Origin of the sequence: Caballeronia sp. dw_19 (genome assembly GCF_018449515.1) — a bacterium.
In the GTDB taxonomy this organism is placed as follows: Bacteria; Pseudomonadota; Gammaproteobacteria; order Burkholderiales; family Burkholderiaceae; genus Caballeronia.
Window position 1 is genome coordinate 98,453 of the sequence record NZ_JAAVUQ010000017.1, and the last position, 18,964, is coordinate 117,416.

Below are 18,964 nucleotides of genomic sequence, written 5' to 3' on the forward strand. Positions count from 1 at the left end.
GTCAGTCTCCTTTGATCCCGCGCGTGACCTGGCCGTCGCGGCACAGGAGCGTCGCGGCGACAATATCGTCGGCCATATCGATGTTCAGCGTCCCTTCCTTCGTCACGATCAACTTGATGAAATCAAGCAGGTTGCGGGCGTAGAGGGCGGAGGCATCGGCGGCGACCATGGAGGCGAGATTGGTGTAGCCGACCAGATGCACACCATGTTTCGTCACGACCTGATCGACTTCGGTAAGCGGACAATTGCCGCCGCGTCGGCCTTCGTATTCGGCGCCGCGTCCCGCCGCCAGATCGACGATGACCGAACCCGGTTTCATCGCCTGGACGGTTTCCGCCGCGATCAACGTCGGCGCAGGTCGGCCGGGAATCAACGCGGTCGCGATGACGATATCGGCTTGTTTTGCACGTTCGGCCACCAGCACCGATTGCCGCGCGAGCCAACTTGGCGGCATGGGACGGGCGTAACCACCGACGCCGACCGCGGCTTCGCGTTCTTCATCGGTTTCGTAGGGGACTTCGAGGAACTTCGCGCCCAGCGATTCGATCTGCTCCTTCACGGCTGGACGCACATCGGAGGCTTCGATCACCGCGCCGAGCCGCTTGGCCGTGGCGATAGCCTGCAAGCCCGCCACGCCCGCGCCGAGCACGAGCACGCGCGCCGCTTTAACGGTGCCGGCGGCGGTCATGAGCATGGGCATGAAGCGCTGATAGATATTGCTCGCGACCAGCACGGCCTTGTACCCGGCGATATTCGCCTGCGACGACAACACGTCCAGGCTCTGTGCACGCGTGGTACGTGGCGCAGCTTCCAATGCGAACGCGGTAATGCCGGAAGCGGCCAGACGCGCATTGTTCTCGGCGTTGAACGGATCGAGCATGCCCGCAATCACCGCGCCGGACTTCAGCAGCAGCAATTCGGCTTCATTGGGCGAATGAACCTTGAGGACGAGGTCAGCGGCAAACGCGGTATTGGCATCGACCAGCTCGGCGCCGGCAGCGGCGAAGGCGTCGTCGATATAACTCGCTGGCACACCCGCGCCGCGCTGCACCGTAACCCGGTGACCTTGCGACACGAGCTTCTTGACCGTCTCCGGCGTGGCGGCGACGCGCGCCTCGTTCGCCCGCGTTTCGGCAGGTACTCCGATATGCATCTTCATCCTCCTCACGTTCTAGTTTTTGATTTGGCCGTGCGCAGTCGCTCGCGTGTTTGCAGCAACCATCCTGCACGTGATTAAGCGGGTGTTTAAGCTGTTATTTGCGACTGATCGTCACTGTAACCGAAACATTCGCGAAAAATGACGCCATCGGACAACAACGCGCACGATCCCTTCCGGCGGCGTAAAAACCCGCAAAACGGTAAAATAGCGTCCTATGAAACCAGAACGATGGACACCGCGCGTGACGGTCGCGGCAATTGTGGAGCGGGACGGGCGCTTTCTCGTGATCGAGGAGCACACGTCGGACGGGCTCAAGATCAATCAGCCGGCCGGGCATCTGGAAGCGGGAGAAACACTTGTTGACGCCGTGATGCGCGAGACGCTCGAGGAAACCGCGCACCGTTTCGAACCGCAGGCACTTGTCGGCACGTATCTCACGCACTTCGAGCGGCCGGGACGGTCGGTCACGTATTTGCGGTTTACGTTCTGCGGCACGACGTCGGGCGAGGTACCGGGTAGGGCACTGGACGCGGGCATCGTGCGGGCCATGTGGCTTACCGCCGACGAATTGCGCGCATGCGCTGACCGGCACAGGTCGCCGGCCGTGCTGGAATGTCTCGATCATTACCTCGCCGGGCGCCGCGTGCCGCTCGACTTCATTCATACGCATTCGGTTGCGCCGGTGCAGGTTCAGGGCCTGAATTCAGCTTCAGATGCGTAATTCAGGCAAGTAATTCGGGCAAGTAACGTAGAGAGCAAAATGAGCAAGGCCGGAAAACAGAAAGTCGTGGTGGGCATGTCGGGCGGCGTGGATTCGTCGGTCACCGCATGGCTGCTCAAGGAGCAGGGCTACGACGTGATCGGCCTGTTCATGAAGAACTGGGAAGATGACGACGACAGCGAATACTGCTCGACGCGGCAGGACTGGATCGACGTGGTGTCGGTGGCGGACCTGATCGGCATCGACGTGGAAGCGGTCAACTTCGCGGCCGAATACAAAGACCGCGTGTTCGCCGAGTTCCTGCGCGAATATTCAGCCGGCCGCACGCCGAATCCAGACGTGTTGTGCAACGCCGAGATCAAGTTCAAGGCCTTTCTCGACCACGCGATGTCGCTTGGCGGCGAAACCATCGCGACGGGGCACTACGCCCGCGTGCGGGAACGCGACGGGCTGTTCGAACTGCTGAAGGCCACCGATTCGACCAAGGATCAGTCGTACTTCCTTCACCGGTTGAATCAGGCGCAGTTGTCGAAGACGTTGTTTCCTCTCGGCGAGATGCCCAAGACGAAGGTGCGTGAAATTGCGGCGCAGATCGGCTTGCCGAATGCGGCGAAGAAGGATTCCACCGGCATTTGTTTTATCGGTGAACGGCCGTTTCGCGAGTTCCTGAACCGTTATCTGCCGACGCAACCCGGTCCAATGAAAACGCCCGATGGCAAAGTCATCGGCGAGCATGTCGGGCTGGCGTTCTATACCTTCGGTCAGCGTAAAGGCATCGGGCTCGGCGGTAGCAAGGACGGTAGCGGCGACCCGTGGTTTGTCGCGGGGAAGGACATGGCGTCGAACACGCTGTACGTGGTGCAAGGGCATGACCATCCGTGGCTGCTGTCGCATTCGCTCGTGGCCGGCAATACCAGTTGGGTCGCGGGCGCCGCGCCGGTCGAAGGCACCGTTTGCGCGGCCAAGACGCGGTATCGGCAATCGGATGCGGCGTGTGTGATGGGAGCGCCGGGATCGGCGGATGGTCGCTTCGAACTTCGTTTCGACGACGCCCAATGGGCCGTCACGCCAGGACAATCGGCCGTGCTCTATCAGGGCGATGTGTGCCTGGGTGGCGGGATCATTGAATCGGCCGCGACTGCCCAGCCTGTGCGCCGCGACGCAGGAGCCGCCTTGCTCACGGCAACAAGGTAGGGTTGTCTTCAACCATCACGCTGGTGGAAGCGGGCTGCGGCCCGCTTTTTGTTGCGCGGAGTTCGCCAGAAAACACGGTCAAATCAGTAATTCACAAAAAATCGGTACATACCCGGTGAGGTTTGGGCACGCTCTGAGCAGTCCAGACGGAAAAAATTGGAGCTGCGTGGTGAAAAACTTCTGAAAAAATTATTCAAAGATCTTGACTATCTATCTTCTAGTAGATAAATTGTCGTCATGGATGCCGCGATGACCCGACTTAGCAAGACAAGATGGCGGCGTAGCGGAGATTTGCACTGTGAGATGGAACGAGTTGATTGGACCGTAACTCTGCACAACGAGACAGCACGAGCGCAACAACCCTGTGGAAGTAACGAGTAACGAGCCCAAACCGAAATGAATACCGAGAAAACCCCCGACAAAAATACTGTGCGCGAGCAATTGCTCGATCATGCCCAGGTTTTGCTGATGACCCGCGGCTACAACGGTTTCAGTTATCGGGATTTGTCGGCACTGGTCGGAGTGAAGACTTCGAGCATTCACTACTACTTCCCGTCGAAGGAAGATCTGGTGCTCGAAGCGGTGAATACGTACAGCGCGGACGTGATGTCGTCTATTTACGCCATCGATAGCTCCGCCTCCGCCGAGAAGAAGCTCGACCGCTATGTAAAGCTGTTCGGCAAAATCGTGGGCGAGGGCGATCAGGTTTGTCTTTGCGGAATGCTTGCCGCCGATATTGAATCGCTTCCCGAAGCTGTCCGCCATTCGGTTCAGGCTTTCTTCAAGGCTAACGAAGCCTGGTTAGCAAAGGTGCTGGCCGAAGGCGAGAAGCAAGAAACCCTGAGGATGAACGGAAAGCCTGACGCGACGGCACGTGCGTTGTTCGCGGCATATCAGGGAAGTTTGCTGGCCTGCCGTCTGTTTCACACCAAGGTGCGTTTGGATGAAGTCACCCAAACTGTGAAACGTTAACTCACGATGTGGATGGAAACGCCTTGCGAATGAATTGAGTGCCGTGCGACGAGCTGCGGAATAAGCGGGGCGGATTGCAAGTGCAAAGTGTGGAAAAGAATGTTTTTCCTGATCTCGCCGTCATCGTTGATGATAATTGTTAAGAATGATTAAGCGTGTACCAAAATCCGCATTTATCCAGTTGTCTATCTTCAGGTAGGTAGATTTTGATTGCCGATTTTATTCGTTGACAACTCATTTTGAAGTTATTTTTACCGTCGTCAAAAAGGCGTCGACGAAGATAGGCCGGCGAGTTCTGGCTTCGCCCGTAAATGGTGAATCGGTATCGGCGATTTTGATTTTTAGCCACGCAGGCCGAGTTTCATCGACGTTGGACCGGCGCAGTTAATTAGTTGAGCGTTTGTCGGGTGGCAGCACGCGGCGGTTCGCGTCAATTTTGTTGTCTTTGTCGCAGTTAGCGCGGTAGCTAACAAGAAGGTTAGCTAGGTTTGCTGAGTTATCGAGTTACCGAGTTACCGAGGTATCGAGTTTTAAGTTGATCAGTTATCTATCTATGAGTAGATAAAATTATGAATTTTTCTTCCTTCGTTTTCAGCGCTTCGTTTTTAGCATTCCGTGTTTCAGCCGTTTCACGTCGCAAGTCGTAGGCAATCAGGCATCACCCGTCTTACCCAACCGCAGCAACCCGGTTTTCGCACCGGGCCCTAACCCCTAACCCGCCGTCCCTTCACTAACAGGAGTGAACCATGTACAAGCTCAAGTCCCTCGCCATCGCCTCCGCTGTTGCTGCAATGCTTGGCGCAAGCGCCGCGGCGCAAGCCGCTCCAGTGCTCGAACCCGCGACGCAGCAGTTTATCGACGCGCTCACGGCTCAAAAAGGTCCGCCGATCTACACGCTGTCTCCCGCCGATGCCCGCAACGTCCTCGCTGGCGCGCAGTCGCAGCCGGTATCGAAGGAAGCCGCGCAAATCGAGGACCGCGTGATCGATGCAGGCCCGACGGGGAAGATCGCGATCCGCATCGTACGTCCTGCCCACGCCAAGGGCGTGCTGCCCGTGATCATGTATTTCCATGGTGGCGGTTGGGTGCTGGGCGACAAGAATACGCACGACCGCCTGATCCGTGAGATCGCGAACGGTGCACAGGCTGCGGTGATCTTCGTGGATTACGATCGCTCGCCGGAGACGAAATTCCCGGTGCCGACGGAAGAAGCCTACGCCGCCACGCGCTACGTGGCTGAGCACGCGAAGCAGTTCAACGTCGATGCGACGCGTATGGCCGTGGCGGGCGACAGTGTCGGCGGCAATATGGCGGCGGCGGTCACGTTGATGGCGAAGGAGCAGGGCGGCCCGGCGTTGCGTTACCAAGTGCTGTTCTACCCGGTCACCGATGCGAATTTCGACGACGGCTCGTACAACGAATTCGCCGATGGTCCGTGGCTCACCAAGAACGCGATGAAATGGTTCTGGGACGCGTACGCGCCGAACGCCGCCGATCGGGAAAAAATCACGGCGTCGCCGCTGCGCGCATCGCTTGATCAGTTGAAGGGCTTGCCGCCCGCGCTCGTCATTACCGACGAAAACGACGTGCTGCGCGACGAAGGCGAAGCGTATGCCCGCAAGCTGTCACAAGCTGGCGTCCGAGTGACGGCGGTGCGCTACGCCGGCGCGATCCACGACTTCGTGATGTTGAACGCACTGGCCAATACCCCGGCCACGCGCGCTGCGATCGATCAGGCGAATACCGTGCTGAAGAAGGCGCTGGCGAAATAAGCGGGTACGCCCGTTGGGAATCACTGACATGCAAAAGCCCCACGCGTGGGGCTTTTCAACTCATTCTCACCCGCGGCGAACGCAGTCTCAACTACCGTCAGTCGGCAATGTATCGATGAAAGACTGGCGCTGTGATAAACGCTGAACGTGCTTGTCCAGATTGGGATACTCCTCGCGCCAGTTCACGTCGGGCATCCGGAAATCGAGATAACCGAGCGCGCAACCGCAAGCGATATCGGCGAGGGTGAAGTGATTCGCCGAGCACCAGTTCTTCGCGGCAAGCCCTTTCGACATGGCCTTCAGGCCGTCGTCAATCTTGCGCTGCTGGCGCGCCACCCACGCTTCGTTGCGCTGCCCTTCCTCGCGCTGGGTGGTTTCCAGGCGAATCAGAACGGCGGCGTCGAGCATGCCGTCGGCGAGCGCTTCCCAGCATCGCACTTCCGTGCGCTCGCGGCGTTCCTGCGGCAGCAGTTTGCCGACCGGGGTCAGCGTATCGACGTATTCGCAGATCACGCGCGAATCGAAAACGGCTTCGCCATCGTCCAGGATCAGGCACGGCACTTTGCCGAGCGGATTGAAACTATGGATTTTCGAATCGGATGCCCAGACGTTTTCGAGCACCAGTTCGCAGTCGATTTTCTTTTCTGCCATCACAATCCGCGTCTTTCGGACATACGGGCTGTTGAGCGAACCGATCAGTTTCATCATCTGTGTTGTCGTTTCTGCAAAGAGTAGTCACGGAGATGGATCTTAACCGCCCGGACGCGCGCCGACTGTAAATTCAAGATGGCGGCGTTGTGGTCGGGCGACAAAAAACCCGGTGCACCTTTAGGTGCAACCGGGTTGCGGTCTGGCGGCACGAAGTCGTGCCCGTGACAGGCGTTTCGGCTTATGCGCCGCGTCTTTCAGCGACGTAGCGCGCAACCGTGTCAGCCATGCTCACTGGGCAGACGCCGCGTTTGCGGACATGGCGGCGGCAGGACAGGGAAGCACCGCCGGCGCGCGAGCCGCCACTTTTCCGGCCTTGCCAACCGAAGCGGAAGCGGAAGACGACACGGGCACAGGCACCGAACTCACCGTCCGAATCCCGGCGGAAATCTCGCTGGCGAGTTGATCGACAGCACGCCGATGCCCCGCCACCAGCGCGTCATATCCGGCATCGACCGTTTGTTCCGCCTGCGTCCGGCACGTGAGGACAGCCTGGTTGTTCACGCCGCGCACGCTCCAGACGGCGTCGATCAACGCGCGCCGGCCCGGCGACGACTCGAAGCGCTGAACATTCACCTTCACGCGATACACCGGCACGCCCTCGGGATGCGGCGTGCCGTAGACGTCGATGGCACCCAGCCGTTGCGACAAGTCCGCCGACAACGCGCGCCGGACTTCATCGGCGGGAAGGGACGCCCAGCGTTCGTCCTCGAGCACCCGGACTTGCGCCGAGCCGTCCTGTACGACCATCTGGTTTTTCGCGACTTGCGGCGGCATGTCCACCGGCGACACTTCCAGATAGAACGAAGCGGGTGCGGCCGTTCTCGTCGCGGCGTCGCTGCCGCCGAGCGTATAGAAACGGCTGGCCGGCGAACTGCTGCACGCGGCGAGCGCGGCGACCAAGCCTATTGCCGACATTCCGCCGACGGCCCTCAATACTCTGGCCAAGCTCATGGCTTATCTCCTGGTTTTCCACGCACGAGCGATTCCGGATGACGTTCCAGATAATCGGCGAGCGCATTGAGCGATTGCAGTGTCCGCGTGAGTTCCTGCAGCGCCTGGTGAACATCCGACTGCAGCGGCGAGTCCTGTTGCAGCGTGCTTTGCGCCTCGCCGAACGTTTTCCGCGCGGCGGTGAGCGTGTCGCGCGCTTCGGGCACAACCTGCGTGCCGAGCTGATTAAAGAGGTCGTTCGCGTTCTTCAGCGCGCTGTTCAGGTTGTTGCCGATATCGTCGAACGGAATCTTGTCCAGTTTCTTCGCGATGTCCGCCACCTGAAGTTGCAGTTCGTCGAGCGTATTGGGCACGGTCGGCAACTCGAGCGGATCGGCTGTGGCGTCTACCGTGACCTTGGCCGCTTTCGGGAATACATCGAGCGCGACATAAAGCTGCCCGGTCAACAGATTGCCGGTACGCAACTGTCCGCGCAAACCGTTTGAAACCAGCTTCTGGAGCAGTTCCTGTCCGGCCACGGTGTTCTGACGCGGCACCGAGTCGCGGAAGCGCTTACCCAGCCGATCCGGATAGATATTCATGGTCACCGGCATCTGGAAGGTCCGCGTCTTTGGATCGTATTCGATCCCGATGCCCGTCACGCTGCCGAGCAGGATGCCGCGGAAATCGATTGGCGCGCCCACCGACAAGCCGCGCAGCGACTGGTTGAAATTCATGACCACGCGGATTGGCTGGCCGTCCGGATCGCGCATGGCGTCCTGTTCGTCCGAACCGAGGCGGAAGGTCATATTGTCCGGCGCCTGCTGTCCGGGCTCCTGATTCGGCGGCGTCTGGAAGGCAATCCCCCCGAGCACGACAGTCGCCAGCGACTGCGTGTTCAGCTTGAAGCCGCTTGCATCCAGCCGCAGATCAACGCCGCTTGCATGCCACCAGCGCGAATTCGTCCCGACATACTGATCGTACGGCGCGTTCACGAACACCTGCATGGTGACGCCCGTGCCGTCCTTGTCGAGCGAAAAGCCGACGACTTGTCCGACCTGCACGCGCCGGTAATAGATAGGCGAGCCGATATCGATGGAACCCAGCGATTCGCCCTGCAAGGTGAATTGCCGCCCTTTTTGATCGCCGGTCACGGCGGGCGGGGTTTCAAGCCCGACAAAATGGGTTTCGTCCTCTTTGGACTTCCCGGCATCCACGCCAATATACGCACCGGACAACAACGTGCCGAGCCCGGTTACGCCGCTTGCCGCCACGCGCGGGCGCACGACCCAGAAGCGCGTGTCTTTCACCGCGAAGTCCTCGGCGACCTTGGTCAACTGGACGTCCACGAGCACGCGCGAGTGGTCTTTCGACAGCGTGATCTCCTTGACCGTGCCGACATCGACGTCCTTGTATTTCACCTTGGTTTTGCCCGTCTCCAGGCCTTCGGCGCTGACGAAACTGATGGTAATCGTCGGTCCGCGCCCCGACACCGATTTCACTACCAGCGCAATGCCGATCAGCGCGGCGATCAGCGGAATCACCCAGACGAGCGACGGTATCCAGCGGCTGCGCGGTTCGATCACCGGATCCGGAAGATTGGGCGGCAAGCCACCGCCGCCGCCTGCATTTCGCGACGGCTCGTTCGGGCCTTTGATGGTGTTGTTCGAAGGACCTTGCGGGCTAGTCATGTTTCTTTCCTGAAGGTTCGATGTGATCCCACATCAGTCGCGGGTCGAATTGCATGGAGGCCAGCATGGTGAGCACCACCACGCAGCCGAACGCGAGTGCGCCCGGCCCTGGCGTGATGACGGCGAGTGAACCGAAGCGCACGAGCGCAACGGTAAGTGTCACGACAAAGACATCGAGCATTGACCACCGGCCGATTTTTTCGACGATTCGATACAACGTCGTGCGTTGGCGAGGACGCCACTTGGAGCCCGATTGGGTGGCCCAGGTGAGAAACGCCAGCGTGCCGAGCTTGAGCATCGGCACGAGAATACTAGCGATAAAGATGATCGCGGAGAGGGGATAGTCGCCATCGTTCCAGAACATCGCTACACCGCTCATGATTGTGTCGTCTTCGGAACCGACGATCGATGAGGTGTGCAGCACCGGATATAAATTCGCCGGAATGTACAGGATCGCCGCGGACAACAGCAACGCCCAGGTGCGCGCGACCGAGTCAGGATTTCGTCGATGCAGCGGCGAGCCGCAGCGCACGCAAAGCTGGCGCTCGACCGTGAACACGCGCTTTTGCACGCGGTTGCACGCGTGGCAGGCGATCAGCCCCGCCTCCTTGGCCGTGGTAAATGCCGGTTCGGGAGATGCGGACCCGTCGGGCGTGCCGGCGGCATCGGTATGGGTGTCGGGCTTGTCGGTCATGGCTTCGTCGGTGGAGCGGCTGCGTCGGGCGGGGTCGCTTGCGCCGTCCCTTGCGTCGTCCCTTGCGTCGGCGCGAAAGGATGCAGCAAGCCGGACGGGGAGCCGGAATGTGGATCGGCTGAATGAGCCGATACCGGGCCGGACCGGAGGCCGCCAAAAGGCGTGTATCGCAACGGTCCGTGACCCCCGACGCGCTCGGCGATTTCCCATAGCGCGCGTGGATCGAAGGTGAGGATGACGGCGAACAGCAAGGTCAGCGCGCCGAACGCGAACAGCGCCGCTTCCGGAATCACGCGGGCGATGCTCACCATTTTCACCAGCGTTACAAGTATCCCGAGCATGAACACTTCGATCATTCCCCACGGCCGCACAAACTGAATCGCTCGCAGCACCTGGCTGAAGCCGGCTGGAATGAAACCCGCGCGCAACGGCACGAGCAGATACAGCATTGCAATCAGTTCGGTGAGCGGAAAGAGGATGGTCGCGCAAAAAACCATGGTGGCGATCACTTCCATGTTCTCACCCCACAACGCGACGATTGCACCAATCAGGGTCGTTTGGGACGTGATGCCGTTCGTTTCCAGTTCCACAATAGGAAAAGCCTGCGCGATCAAAAACGTAATCAGCGCGGCAAGCGTGATGGAACAAAGCTTGTCCAGATTCGACGCCACGCTCTGGTAAAGCGTGGCGCCGCAGCGCGTGCATTTCGCGGAACTGCGGGAAGGCAGGGCGCGTTTATGAAACAGCGTGTCGCATTCGTGGCATGCGATCAGATCGTCTTCTTCCATAGGCGGAATACTGGGCTCGTGCTGGCGTGTTGTTTTAGTGTCTTGAACGTCATGGTTTGGAAGCGGCTGCATACAAGAGCAAGGGCCGGGCCAGCGGGCATGGTAACAAACGGCGAGCTGCCACGCGGAAGAGCCGCGGAGACTTCACTCATCCCGTCACGGGCAAGGCGGCGCTCTGGCGCGTGCCCATGCTGATGAGCGGACCCTGGTTGGCTCATCGCCCAAATGGAATTGTCGGCGCGCGTGGCCCGTTATTCCGGACAACAAGCTCGACAACAAGCCACTGATACCAGATTTGACACGCGGGCGCGGGCGAGTCGGCAACTATTTCTTTATCGAAAAGCCGGGTTTTACTTGTTCGGGTAGGATGGCGGCCTTGAGACCTTGTCGTCGGGTTGTTGCGGTTGCCACGCGAGAAACCGCTTGGGGTCAAGTCATCAATTCCGCACTCTTTCTGGTGGATCACGTATGGAACGCAGCCCGAATTTCGCCAGCTCCGAGCGCTACAGCCGGACCGCGATCGGCCTTCACTGGCTGATCGCATTGCTGATTGTATGCGGCTTCTATCTTGGCTGGATCATGACCGATATTCCCGGTTTCACGCCAACCAAGCTCAAATATTTCTCCTGGCACAAATGGATCGGCGTGACGGTGTTCGTGCTCGCCGTCGTGCGCGTGCTCTGGCGCGCCACGCATAAGGCGCCGTCCATGCCGCGGCGCATTCCCGCATGGCAAAAAGGTGTCGCTCACCTCACGCACTTTCTCCTTTATGCGCTGATGCTCGTGATTCCTGCCTCCGGATATCTCTATAGCTCGGCGGCCGGCATTCAGGTCGTGTATCTCGGACTGGTGCCGCTGCCGACGATCATCGGACCGGACACCGCGCTGAAAGTCACGCTGAGGCTGGTCCATATTTACCTGAACTACACGCTGCTCGTGCTGGTGATCATGCATGTCCTGGCGGCGTTGAAGCATCAATTCGTCGATCGTGACGGTTTGCTCGCACGCATGATTCCGTTCCTCCGATAAACACTGTCCGTTCGCATTCAACGGAAACGAAGCGTAATTGATTCCTTGTTGTTGATAGCCAGTTTCCTCCGCACAGGTTGCGCTGGATTGCGTTTGACTTTTCAATAGCGGCTCAACCGGGTTTCCCGGTGGCCTTAGGACAAACATGAAACACGCGAAATTTTCCCGTTGGTTGCTTGCAGGCGTTTGCTCCGCATCGCTGGTTGCGGCGGTTTCCGCTTTTGGTCAAACCCAGGTCGATACGACCAAAAGCACGGTGACGGCGACATCGAAGCAAATGAACGTGCCGGTTGAAGGCAAGTTCAATAAGTTCACCGCGCAACTCGACTTCGATCCGGCCAAGCCGGCTGCGGGCAGCGCGAATATCAGCATCGATACGAGCAGCTACGATCTCGGCGATGACAGCTACAACAAGCAGGCTGCGAACAAGGACTGGTTCGATACCGCCCATTTCCCGACCGCTACGTTTGCGTCGACAGCGATTGCGCCGGCCGGTGGAACCAAGTTCAACGTCAGTGGCAAGTTGACCATCAAGGGCAAGTCGCAGAACGTCACCGTGCCGGTCACCGTCACGAGCCAGGGCGCGACGCAAACCTTCGATGGCTCATTGCCCATCAAACGCACGCAGTTCGATGTCGGCTCGGGTGAATGGAAAGACACCTCGGTTGTGGCTGACGAGGTCGTCATCAAGTTCCACCTCGTCGCGACGAAGAAATAAACCAAGAAATAAGCGTTCATCGATCATCACATTCATCCTGGAAAACTCATGAAAAAGAACCTTCTGATTGCAGCCGCTGGCGCGCTTTTCGCGGCCGTTTCCTTTAACGCGATGGCTGAAGAAGTCACGTACCAACTCGACCCGAGCCACACGTATCCGAGCTTCGAAACAGACCACTTCGGCGGCATCTCGATCTGGCGCGGCAAGTTCGACAAGAGCAGCGGCACGGTGACGCTCGATCGCGCGGCCAAGAAGGGCACGCTGGACGCGACCATCGACATGACATCGATCGATATCGGTAATGACAAGCTGAATGGCGAACTGAAGAGCGCGCAATTTTTCGACGCCGACAAGTTCCCGACAGCGACCTACAAGGGTACGTCGATGAAGTTCAAGGGCGATGTACCGGTTGAAGTGATCGGTGAGCTGACGCTGCATGGCGTGACGAAGCCGTTGAACCTGAAGATCGAATCGTTCAAGTGCTTCACGAACCCGATGATGAAGAAGGAAGTGTGCGGCACGGAATCGACGGCAACGTTTGATCGCGGCGACTTCGGCGTGGACTACGGTAAGGCGTATGGCTTCAAGATGAAGACCACGCTGCATATTCAAGCCGAAGGCATTCGGCAATAAGCCGGACGTTCTTTCCCGCTGGTTCTTTCCTGCGAGATAAGAAAACCGCTTCCGACCGAAGCGGTTTTTTTTCGCCCCCGGCATTGCGAGCATTTCGATCCGGATTCCGGTGTGGCACAGTCGGCCGCGTTTTCGCTTTGGCCGACAGCTAGTCGTACCGACAAGAACAGGATCATCTTTCATGGGACCAGAGTAAGCGCTGAAGCGCCAACTCTGGTCGACCGCAACAAGTTGCATGGGACCAGAGTAAGCGCTGAAGCGCCAACTCTGGTCGACCGCAACAAGTTGCATGGGACCAGAGTAAGCGCTGAAGCGCCAACTCTGGTCGACACACGAATTGGAGAAATGCATGAGCAGTACGCCCGCAGCAGTACCGATCAGCCGCCCAGCCGCGTGGCGCGCGGTGGTGGCCGCGTCCATAGGCAACGCGCTCGAATAGTTCGACCTCGTGGTCTACGGGTTCTTCGCAGTCGTTATCTCGAAGTTGTTTTTCCCGTCGGGCAACGACTCGGTGTCCATCCTGCTGACACTCGGTACGTTCGGCGTATCGTTTTTCATGCGGCCGCTCGGCGCCATCGTGCTTGGCGCGTATGCCGACAGGGCAGGGCGCAAGGCCGCGCTCACGCTGTCCATCCTGTTGATGATGATGGGCACATTCATCATGCCGTACTGCCCACGTACTCGTCCATCGGCGTTGCCGCGCCGTTGATCCTGGTGCTCGCGCGCCTGATCCAGGGCTTCTCGGCCGGCGGCGAGTTTGGCAGCGCGACTGCGTTTCTTGCCGAGCACGTTCCCGGCCGGCGCGGTTTCTTCGCGAGCTGGCAGGTCGCAAGCCAAGGCTTGACCACACTCCTGGCGGCGATATTTGGCGTGGTGCTGACCGGCAACCTGTCGCCGGAACAGATGAGTTCATGGGGCTGGCGTGTGCCGTTCATCTTCGGCTTGCTGATCGGGCCGGTGGCGTACTACATCCGCACGCGCCTCGACGAAACGCCAGAATTCCTCGCCTCCGCTCCCACGACAACCCCTTTGCGCGACACCTTCGCGTTGAACAAGGAACGCTTGCTGATCGCCATCGGAACGGTGGTGCTGGGCACGGTGGCGACGTACCTCGTGCTCTTCATGCCGACCTATGCGATCCGGCAGTTGGGACTCGCGCCATCGGTGGCTTTCGCGGCCATCCTGCCCACGGGCGCAATCCAGATGGTGCTCTCACAATTTGTAGGTCATTTCTCCGATACCCACGGCCGCACGCGCATCATGCTGATTTCGGCGGTGCTGTTGCTTCGTGTTGATCTATCCGCTATTCACGTGGCTCGTCGGGCATCCGACCTTCGGCACGCTGCTGGTCGTTCAAGCGGTGCTCGGCGTGTTGATGACCGGGTATTTCGCGGCGTTGCCAGGGTTGTTATCTGAGATGTTTCCGGTTGCCACGCGCACGACCGGAATGTCGCTGGCTTATAACATCGCGGTGACGGTGTTCGGTGGATTCGGGCCGTTCATCATCACGTGGCTGATTGCATCGACGGGATCGAAGGCCGCGCCCAGCTTTTATTTGATCTTTGCCGCAGTGGTGAGCCTGATCGCGTTGATGGCGGCGCGCAAGCGGCTCGGGTTCAAATGAAGCGCTAGGCGTGGGTTTGCACGCCTAGCGCTGTTGCCGATGGCCGCAGTCCTACGAGTGCTGCTTCTGCTGCGCCAGCATGTAGGCACGCAGAAGTTTGTTGATCCGCGTTTGATACCCCTGGCCTTGTTCCTTGAACCAGGCCAGGACGTCAGCGTCCAGACGCATGGTCACCGCTTGCTTGGGCGGCGTGTGGAGTTCGGCGCGCTGGAAGAAGTCGTCGCCTAGTTCGGGCATCTCGCTGGTGTCGATACTGGAATCCGGCATGGTTTCCAGGCGTTTCCAATCCGTCTTCGTGGCTTTGCTCATGATGTGTGCTCCTGCCCTTGTTGCCGCGACGTGGCAGTAGGGCGGTTCAATAAAGCGGTTCACTGTACAAGCGCGTGTCCGTAGCGCTTTATTTCAGGCCGGGTTGCTTTGCGCGCCGAGATGATCCGAATGGTGTCACCGCTACGCTCGACATAGACGACCACAGCTACGATCAACTGCATCCACCCGAGTGCAATCCAGCGATCCTCTCCAAAGTCTTCCCTGCCGTCCGCCGCGGTCAGCACCGTATGCTTGAAAATTTCGACTGCGTCAGTGAAGTCGATGCCGTGCTTGCGGATGTTGCTTCGATTCTTCGCTTCGTCCCATTCGAATTGCATGCGATCACCTGTATTTACGATTGTACATACAATGTACGGAGTTAGGCATTAATTTGCGGCGTGCATGCTGTGGGAGAGCAACGACACCATCCACGAAATGTTGCAATTGCCGGCTCAAAAGCAAAAAAAGGCCGATTCGCGAGAATCGGCCTTTCATACTGTCGAACCCTGAATTTCAGCGTTCGAACCTCACATCTTGAAGCAGGCTATCAAACCTCTGCGCCAGCATTCGGATCGGTGGGGTCGTATTTCGGTTTCTTGTCCTTGATCAGGTCTTCGCGCTTCACGCCCAGCCACATAGCGAGCGCGGCCGCGACGAACACCGACGAATAGATACCGAACAAAATGCCAACCGTCAGCGCCAGTGCGAAGTAATGCAGCGTTGCCCCGCCGAACAGGAACATGGACAGCACCATCATTTCCGTACAGCCGTGGGTGATGATGGTTCGCGACATCGTGCTGGTGATGGCGTGGTTGATCACCTCGATCACCGTCATCTTGCGTTGCTTGCGGAAGGTTTCACGAATCCGGTCGAAGATAACCACCGACTCGTTCACCGAATACCCGAGCACCGCGAGAATGGCAGCCAGTACGGAGAGCGAAAACTCCCATTGGAAGAACGCGAAGAAGCCAAGAATGATCACCACGTCGTGCAAGTTGGCGATCACGCCGGCCACCGCGTATTTCCACTCGAAGCGGAACGACAGGTAGATCACGATGCCGATCACCACGCACGCCAGCGCAAGCAGCCCGTTAGTCACCAACTCCTTGCCAACCTGCGGACCGACGAATTCCACGCGCTGCAACTGCACCTGCGCATCCTGATTCTTCAGCGCGGCCATCACCTGATCGCTCTGTTGCGCCGACGTCAAACCCTGCTTCAACGGCAGGCGAATCAGTACGTCACGTGACGTGCCGAAGTTCTGCACCTGCGCATCGGGATAACCGAGCGCGCCCAACGTGCCGCGTACCGGTTCAAGGGGCACCGCTTGCGGATATTGCACTTCCACCACGGTCCCGCCGGTGAACTCCACCGACAGATGCAGCCCACGATGCACGAGGAAAAACACAGCCGCGAGGAATGTGATGAGCGAGATCGCGTTGAAGATCAACGCGCGCTGCATCAGCGGTAAGTCGCGGCGAATACGAAAGAATTCCATGATTTATTCTCCGGGACTCAGTTGGACGAGCCGGGTTTTTTCGGTTCAATACCAGGACCCGAACGACGGCGCGCGACCGGCTTGCCGGTTCGGACCGCAGGCGCGGCCTGCTTTTGCGAACGGGCTGAAACCGGTGCTTTGGCGCGTGTAGCGGGCAGGACGACCTGATCGACGGCGGAGTCGTCGCCACGCTCGTTTGCCAGGTAAGCAGCGGTGGCCGCAGCCGTGTCGGCGCCGGCGGGACGCCAGACCTGACCGATTGCGAGCGACTGCAACTTCTTCTTGCCGCCGTACCAGAGGTTCACGAGGCCGCGCGAGAAGAACACCGCGGAGAACATTGACGTCAGGATGCCGATACAGTGCACGACCGCGAAGCCGCGCACCGGACCGGAGCCGAACGCCAGCAGTGCCATACCGGCGATAAGCGTGGTCACGTTCGAGTCGAGAATCGTGGCCCATGCGTGCGTAAAGCCGTTCTGGATAGCGAGCTGCGGCGGCGCGCCGTTACGCAGTTCCTCGCGGATCCGTTCGTTGATCAGCACGTTGGCGTCGATGGCCATACCGAGCGCCAGTGCAATAGCTGCTATACCCGGCAGCGTCAGCGTGGCCTGCAGCATCGACAGGACGGCGATCAGCAACAACAGGTTCACTGACAGCGACAACATGGAGATCAGGCCGAACAGCATGTAGTACGCGATCATGAAGACGGCGATCGCGGCGAAACCGTACTGCACGGAATCGAAGCCCTTGCGAATGTTGTCGGCGCCAAGGCTCGGGCCGATCGTGCGTTCTTCGATGATGTCCATGGGCGCCGCGAGCGAACCTGCGCGCAGCAACAGGGCCAGGTCGGCGGCTGCTTGCGGCGAAGGCTGGCCGGTGATCTGGAAGCGGTCGCCGAGTTCGGACTGGATGGTCGCGACCGTCAGTATTTCGCCCTTGCCTTTTTCGAACAGGATCATGGCCATCGGCTTGCCGATGTTGTCGCGCGACACGCTGCTCACCGCGCGGCCGCCGGCGGCGTCCAGGCGAATGTTCACCGACGGACGCTGATGTTCGTCGAAGCCTGACGATGCGTCGATGATCCGGTCACCCGTGAAAATCACCTGCTTTCTCACGAGCGTCGGGCCGGTATTGCCCTGCGTGAAAAGTTCGTCGCCGGGGGGAACCGGATCGTTCGGACCGGGATGGGTATTGGTCGGGTCGGCGAGCCGCGCTTCCAGCGTTGCCGTGCGGCCAATGATGTCCTTCGCCTTCGCCGTGTCCTGCACGCCCGGCAATTCGACCACGATACGGTCGGAGCCTTGCTGCTGGATCACGGGTTCCGACACGCCGAGTTCGTTCACGCGGTTATGCAGCGTGACGATGTTCTGCTTGAGCGCGCTGTCTTCCGCCAGCTTTTGCGCCGCCGGCGTGAACGTACCGACGACTTGATAACCATCGCCGCCTTGACGCGTCGCCCATTGCAATTCGCTCAGGCCATTCGACAGCGTGGTGCGCGCGGCATCGGCTGCTGCCTGGTCGGCAAAGTTGACCACGACTGACTGATTCACGCGATTCACACCGCCATCGCGGATGTTTCTATCGCGTAACAGCGCGCGTGCGTCCGCGGCGTTCGAGTCCAGCTTCTTGTTCAGCGCACCCGCCATGTCCACTTGCAGCAGGAAGTGAACGCCGCCGCGCAAGTCGAGGCCGAGGTACATGGGCAGCGCGTGCAATGCGGAGAGCCAACGCGGAGAAGCTGCCTGCAGATTCAGCGCGACGATATATTGCGGATCGGTCGGGTCGCTGTTGAGCGTTTTCTGCAACAGATCCTTCACGCGCAGCTGCGTGTCGGTGTCTTTCAGGCGCACGCGAATGTTGTCGTTCAGCGACGAATTGTCGAACGTCACTTCATCCGGCGTCACCTTGTCGGCGGCCAGCGCGGTTTCGATGTTGGCAAGCGTAGTTGAATCCAGCTTGACCGTTGCCTTGCCGCTCGATACCTGCACCGCCGGCGCTTCGCCGAAAAAATTGGGCAGTGTATAGACGAGGCCGATGACTAGCGCCACCAGCATCACGGCATATTTCCAAAGTGGGTAGCGATTCATGGGGATGGCCGAACAGGAGAGTTGGCGAGGAAGGGTAAGCGATGCATCCGGCGATGAGCGCGGCTATTGGCCACGGGGGCCACACCATTGGGCCGGGCCACGCTGGCCGCGCCGGACGCGAGAAAGTTGGCCTTAGAGCGACTTGATCGTGCCTTTCGGGAGGATAGTCGTGACAGCAGCCTTCTGGATGGTAATTTCCGTACCTTCCGAAATTTCGACGCCAACGTACGCGTCCGTCACCTTCGTGACCTTGCCGACAATACCGCCGTTCGTGACCACTTCATCGCCCTTCGCCATGGCGGACAGCATATTGCGATGTTCCTTCTGGCGCTTCATTTGCGGACGAATCATGATGAAATACAGCACTGCAAACATCAAAATGAGCGGCAAAAAACTCATGATGCTCGACTGGGCGCCTTCTGCGCCGCCGCCGA

General features: G+C 59.4%; 21 protein-coding genes. 10 read left to right on the forward strand and 11 right to left on the reverse strand.

The genetic code is table 11. The features are described 5' to 3' along the window. Position 1: 1 nt before the first annotated feature. Positions 2 to 1,153, reverse strand: coding sequence for a Re/Si-specific NAD(P)(+) transhydrogenase subunit alpha (locus HB376_RS22335; RefSeq protein WP_213765846.1), 1,152 nt, complete (start codon positions 1,151 to 1,153; stop codon positions 2 to 4). Between the two features lie 220 nt (positions 1,154 to 1,373). On the opposite strand from HB376_RS22335, the gene HB376_RS22340 reads away from it, so the two are divergent. The 4 genes from HB376_RS22340 to HB376_RS22355 all read left to right on the forward strand — a co-directional run bounded on the left by HB376_RS22340 (position 1,374) and on the right by HB376_RS22355 (position 5,818). Then, the gene (locus tag HB376_RS22340) at positions 1,374 to 1,880 is read left to right on the forward strand and encodes an NUDIX hydrolase (RefSeq protein WP_213765847.1); all 507 of its coding nucleotides are present in this window, start codon (positions 1,374 to 1,376) and stop codon (positions 1,878 to 1,880) included. 12 nt (positions 1,881 to 1,892) lie between these two features. Then, the gene (mnmA, locus tag HB376_RS22345) at positions 1,893 to 3,074 is read left to right on the forward strand and encodes a tRNA 2-thiouridine(34) synthase MnmA (RefSeq protein ID WP_346730551.1); all 1,182 of its coding nucleotides are present in this window, start codon (positions 1,893 to 1,895) and stop codon (positions 3,072 to 3,074) included. A 396-nt stretch (positions 3,075 to 3,470) separates the two neighbouring features. Then, complete coding sequence (locus HB376_RS22350) at positions 3,471 to 4,046, forward strand: TetR/AcrR family transcriptional regulator (RefSeq protein ID WP_213765849.1); 576 nt, start codon at positions 3,471 to 3,473, stop codon at positions 4,044 to 4,046. Positions 4,047 to 4,792: 746 nt separating this feature from the next. Beyond that, positions 4,793 to 5,818, forward strand: coding sequence for an alpha/beta hydrolase (locus HB376_RS22355; RefSeq protein WP_213765850.1), 1,026 nt, complete (start codon positions 4,793 to 4,795; stop codon positions 5,816 to 5,818). Positions 5,819 to 5,905: 87 nt separating this feature from the next. On the opposite strand, the gene HB376_RS22360 is transcribed toward HB376_RS22355, so the two are convergent. From HB376_RS22360 to HB376_RS22380, 5 genes are all read right to left on the reverse strand, one after another. Continuing rightward, positions 5,906 to 6,526 (reverse strand): glutathione S-transferase C-terminal domain-containing protein, encoded by a 621-nt coding sequence (locus HB376_RS22360; RefSeq protein WP_213765851.1) that lies wholly within the window; start codon positions 6,524 to 6,526, stop codon positions 5,906 to 5,908. 231 nt (positions 6,527 to 6,757) lie between these two features. After that, on the reverse strand, positions 6,758 to 7,480 hold the full coding sequence (locus HB376_RS22365) for a PqiC family protein (RefSeq protein WP_213765852.1): 723 nt from the start codon (positions 7,478 to 7,480) through the stop codon (positions 6,758 to 6,760). Then, entirely contained in the window at positions 7,477 to 9,150 is a 1,674-nt protein-coding gene (locus HB376_RS22370) for an MlaD family protein (protein WP_213765853.1), read from the reverse strand. Before HB376_RS22370 ends, HB376_RS22365 begins: the two co-directional genes overlap by 4 nt. Continuing rightward, the gene (locus HB376_RS22375) at positions 9,143 to 9,844 is read right to left on the reverse strand and encodes a paraquat-inducible protein A (protein WP_213765854.1); all 702 of its coding nucleotides are present in this window, start codon (positions 9,842 to 9,844) and stop codon (positions 9,143 to 9,145) included. Before HB376_RS22375 ends, HB376_RS22370 begins: the two co-directional genes overlap by 8 nt. Continuing rightward, positions 9,841 to 10,632, reverse strand: a complete 792-nt coding sequence (locus HB376_RS22380) for a paraquat-inducible protein A (RefSeq protein WP_213765855.1) — start codon at positions 10,630 to 10,632, stop codon at positions 9,841 to 9,843. Before HB376_RS22380 ends, HB376_RS22375 begins: the two co-directional genes overlap by 4 nt. 468 nt (positions 10,633 to 11,100) lie before the next feature. Between HB376_RS22380 and HB376_RS22385 the strand changes: the two genes are divergently transcribed. The 6 genes from HB376_RS22385 to HB376_RS41160 all read left to right on the forward strand — a co-directional run bounded on the left by HB376_RS22385 (position 11,101) and on the right by HB376_RS41160 (position 14,636). Then, positions 11,101 to 11,661, forward strand: a complete 561-nt coding sequence (locus HB376_RS22385) for a cytochrome b (protein WP_213765856.1) — start codon at positions 11,101 to 11,103, stop codon at positions 11,659 to 11,661. 145 nt (positions 11,662 to 11,806) lie between these two features. Continuing rightward, a complete protein-coding gene (locus HB376_RS22390) occupies positions 11,807 to 12,379 on the forward strand; it encodes a YceI family protein (RefSeq protein WP_213765857.1) in 573 nt (190 codons plus the stop codon). Positions 12,380 to 12,427: 48 nt separating this feature from the next. Next, on the forward strand, positions 12,428 to 13,012 hold the full coding sequence (locus tag HB376_RS22395) for a YceI family protein (RefSeq protein ID WP_213765858.1): 585 nt from the start codon (positions 12,428 to 12,430) through the stop codon (positions 13,010 to 13,012). 448 nt (positions 13,013 to 13,460) lie between these two features. After that, a complete protein-coding gene (locus HB376_RS41150; protein ID WP_346730548.1) occupies positions 13,461 to 13,721 on the forward strand; it encodes an MFS transporter in 261 nt (86 codons plus the stop codon). Between the two features lie 5 nt (positions 13,722 to 13,726). Continuing rightward, on the forward strand, positions 13,727 to 14,428 hold the full coding sequence (locus HB376_RS41155) for an MFS transporter (RefSeq protein WP_346730552.1): 702 nt from the start codon (positions 13,727 to 13,729) through the stop codon (positions 14,426 to 14,428). 1 nt (position 14,429) lies between these two features. Further along, positions 14,430 to 14,636, forward strand: coding sequence for a hypothetical protein (locus tag HB376_RS41160; RefSeq protein WP_255631499.1), 207 nt, complete (start codon positions 14,430 to 14,432; stop codon positions 14,634 to 14,636). Positions 14,637 to 14,687: 51 nt separating this feature from the next. Here the strand turns inward: HB376_RS41160 and HB376_RS22405 are convergent, their stop codons facing one another. The 5 genes from HB376_RS22405 to yajC form a co-directional block, all read right to left on the reverse strand. Then, a complete protein-coding gene (locus HB376_RS22405) occupies positions 14,688 to 14,945 on the reverse strand; it encodes a BrnA antitoxin family protein (protein WP_213765859.1) in 258 nt (85 codons plus the stop codon). 59 nt (positions 14,946 to 15,004) lie between these two features. Beyond that, entirely contained in the window at positions 15,005 to 15,283 is a 279-nt protein-coding gene (locus HB376_RS22410; protein WP_213765860.1) for a BrnT family toxin, read from the reverse strand. Between the two features lie 209 nt (positions 15,284 to 15,492). Further along, on the reverse strand, positions 15,493 to 16,443 hold the full coding sequence (gene secF, locus HB376_RS22415; RefSeq protein ID WP_213765861.1) for a protein translocase subunit SecF: 951 nt from the start codon (positions 16,441 to 16,443) through the stop codon (positions 15,493 to 15,495). A gap of 17 nt (positions 16,444 to 16,460) precedes the next feature. After that, the gene (gene secD / locus HB376_RS22420; protein WP_213765862.1) at positions 16,461 to 18,530 is read right to left on the reverse strand and encodes a protein translocase subunit SecD; all 2,070 of its coding nucleotides are present in this window, start codon (positions 18,528 to 18,530) and stop codon (positions 16,461 to 16,463) included. Positions 18,531 to 18,662: 132 nt separating this feature from the next. Next, entirely contained in the window at positions 18,663 to 18,929 is a 267-nt protein-coding gene (gene yajC / locus HB376_RS22425) for a preprotein translocase subunit YajC (protein ID WP_231937357.1), read from the reverse strand. Between the last annotated feature and the right edge of the window lie 35 nt (positions 18,930 to 18,964).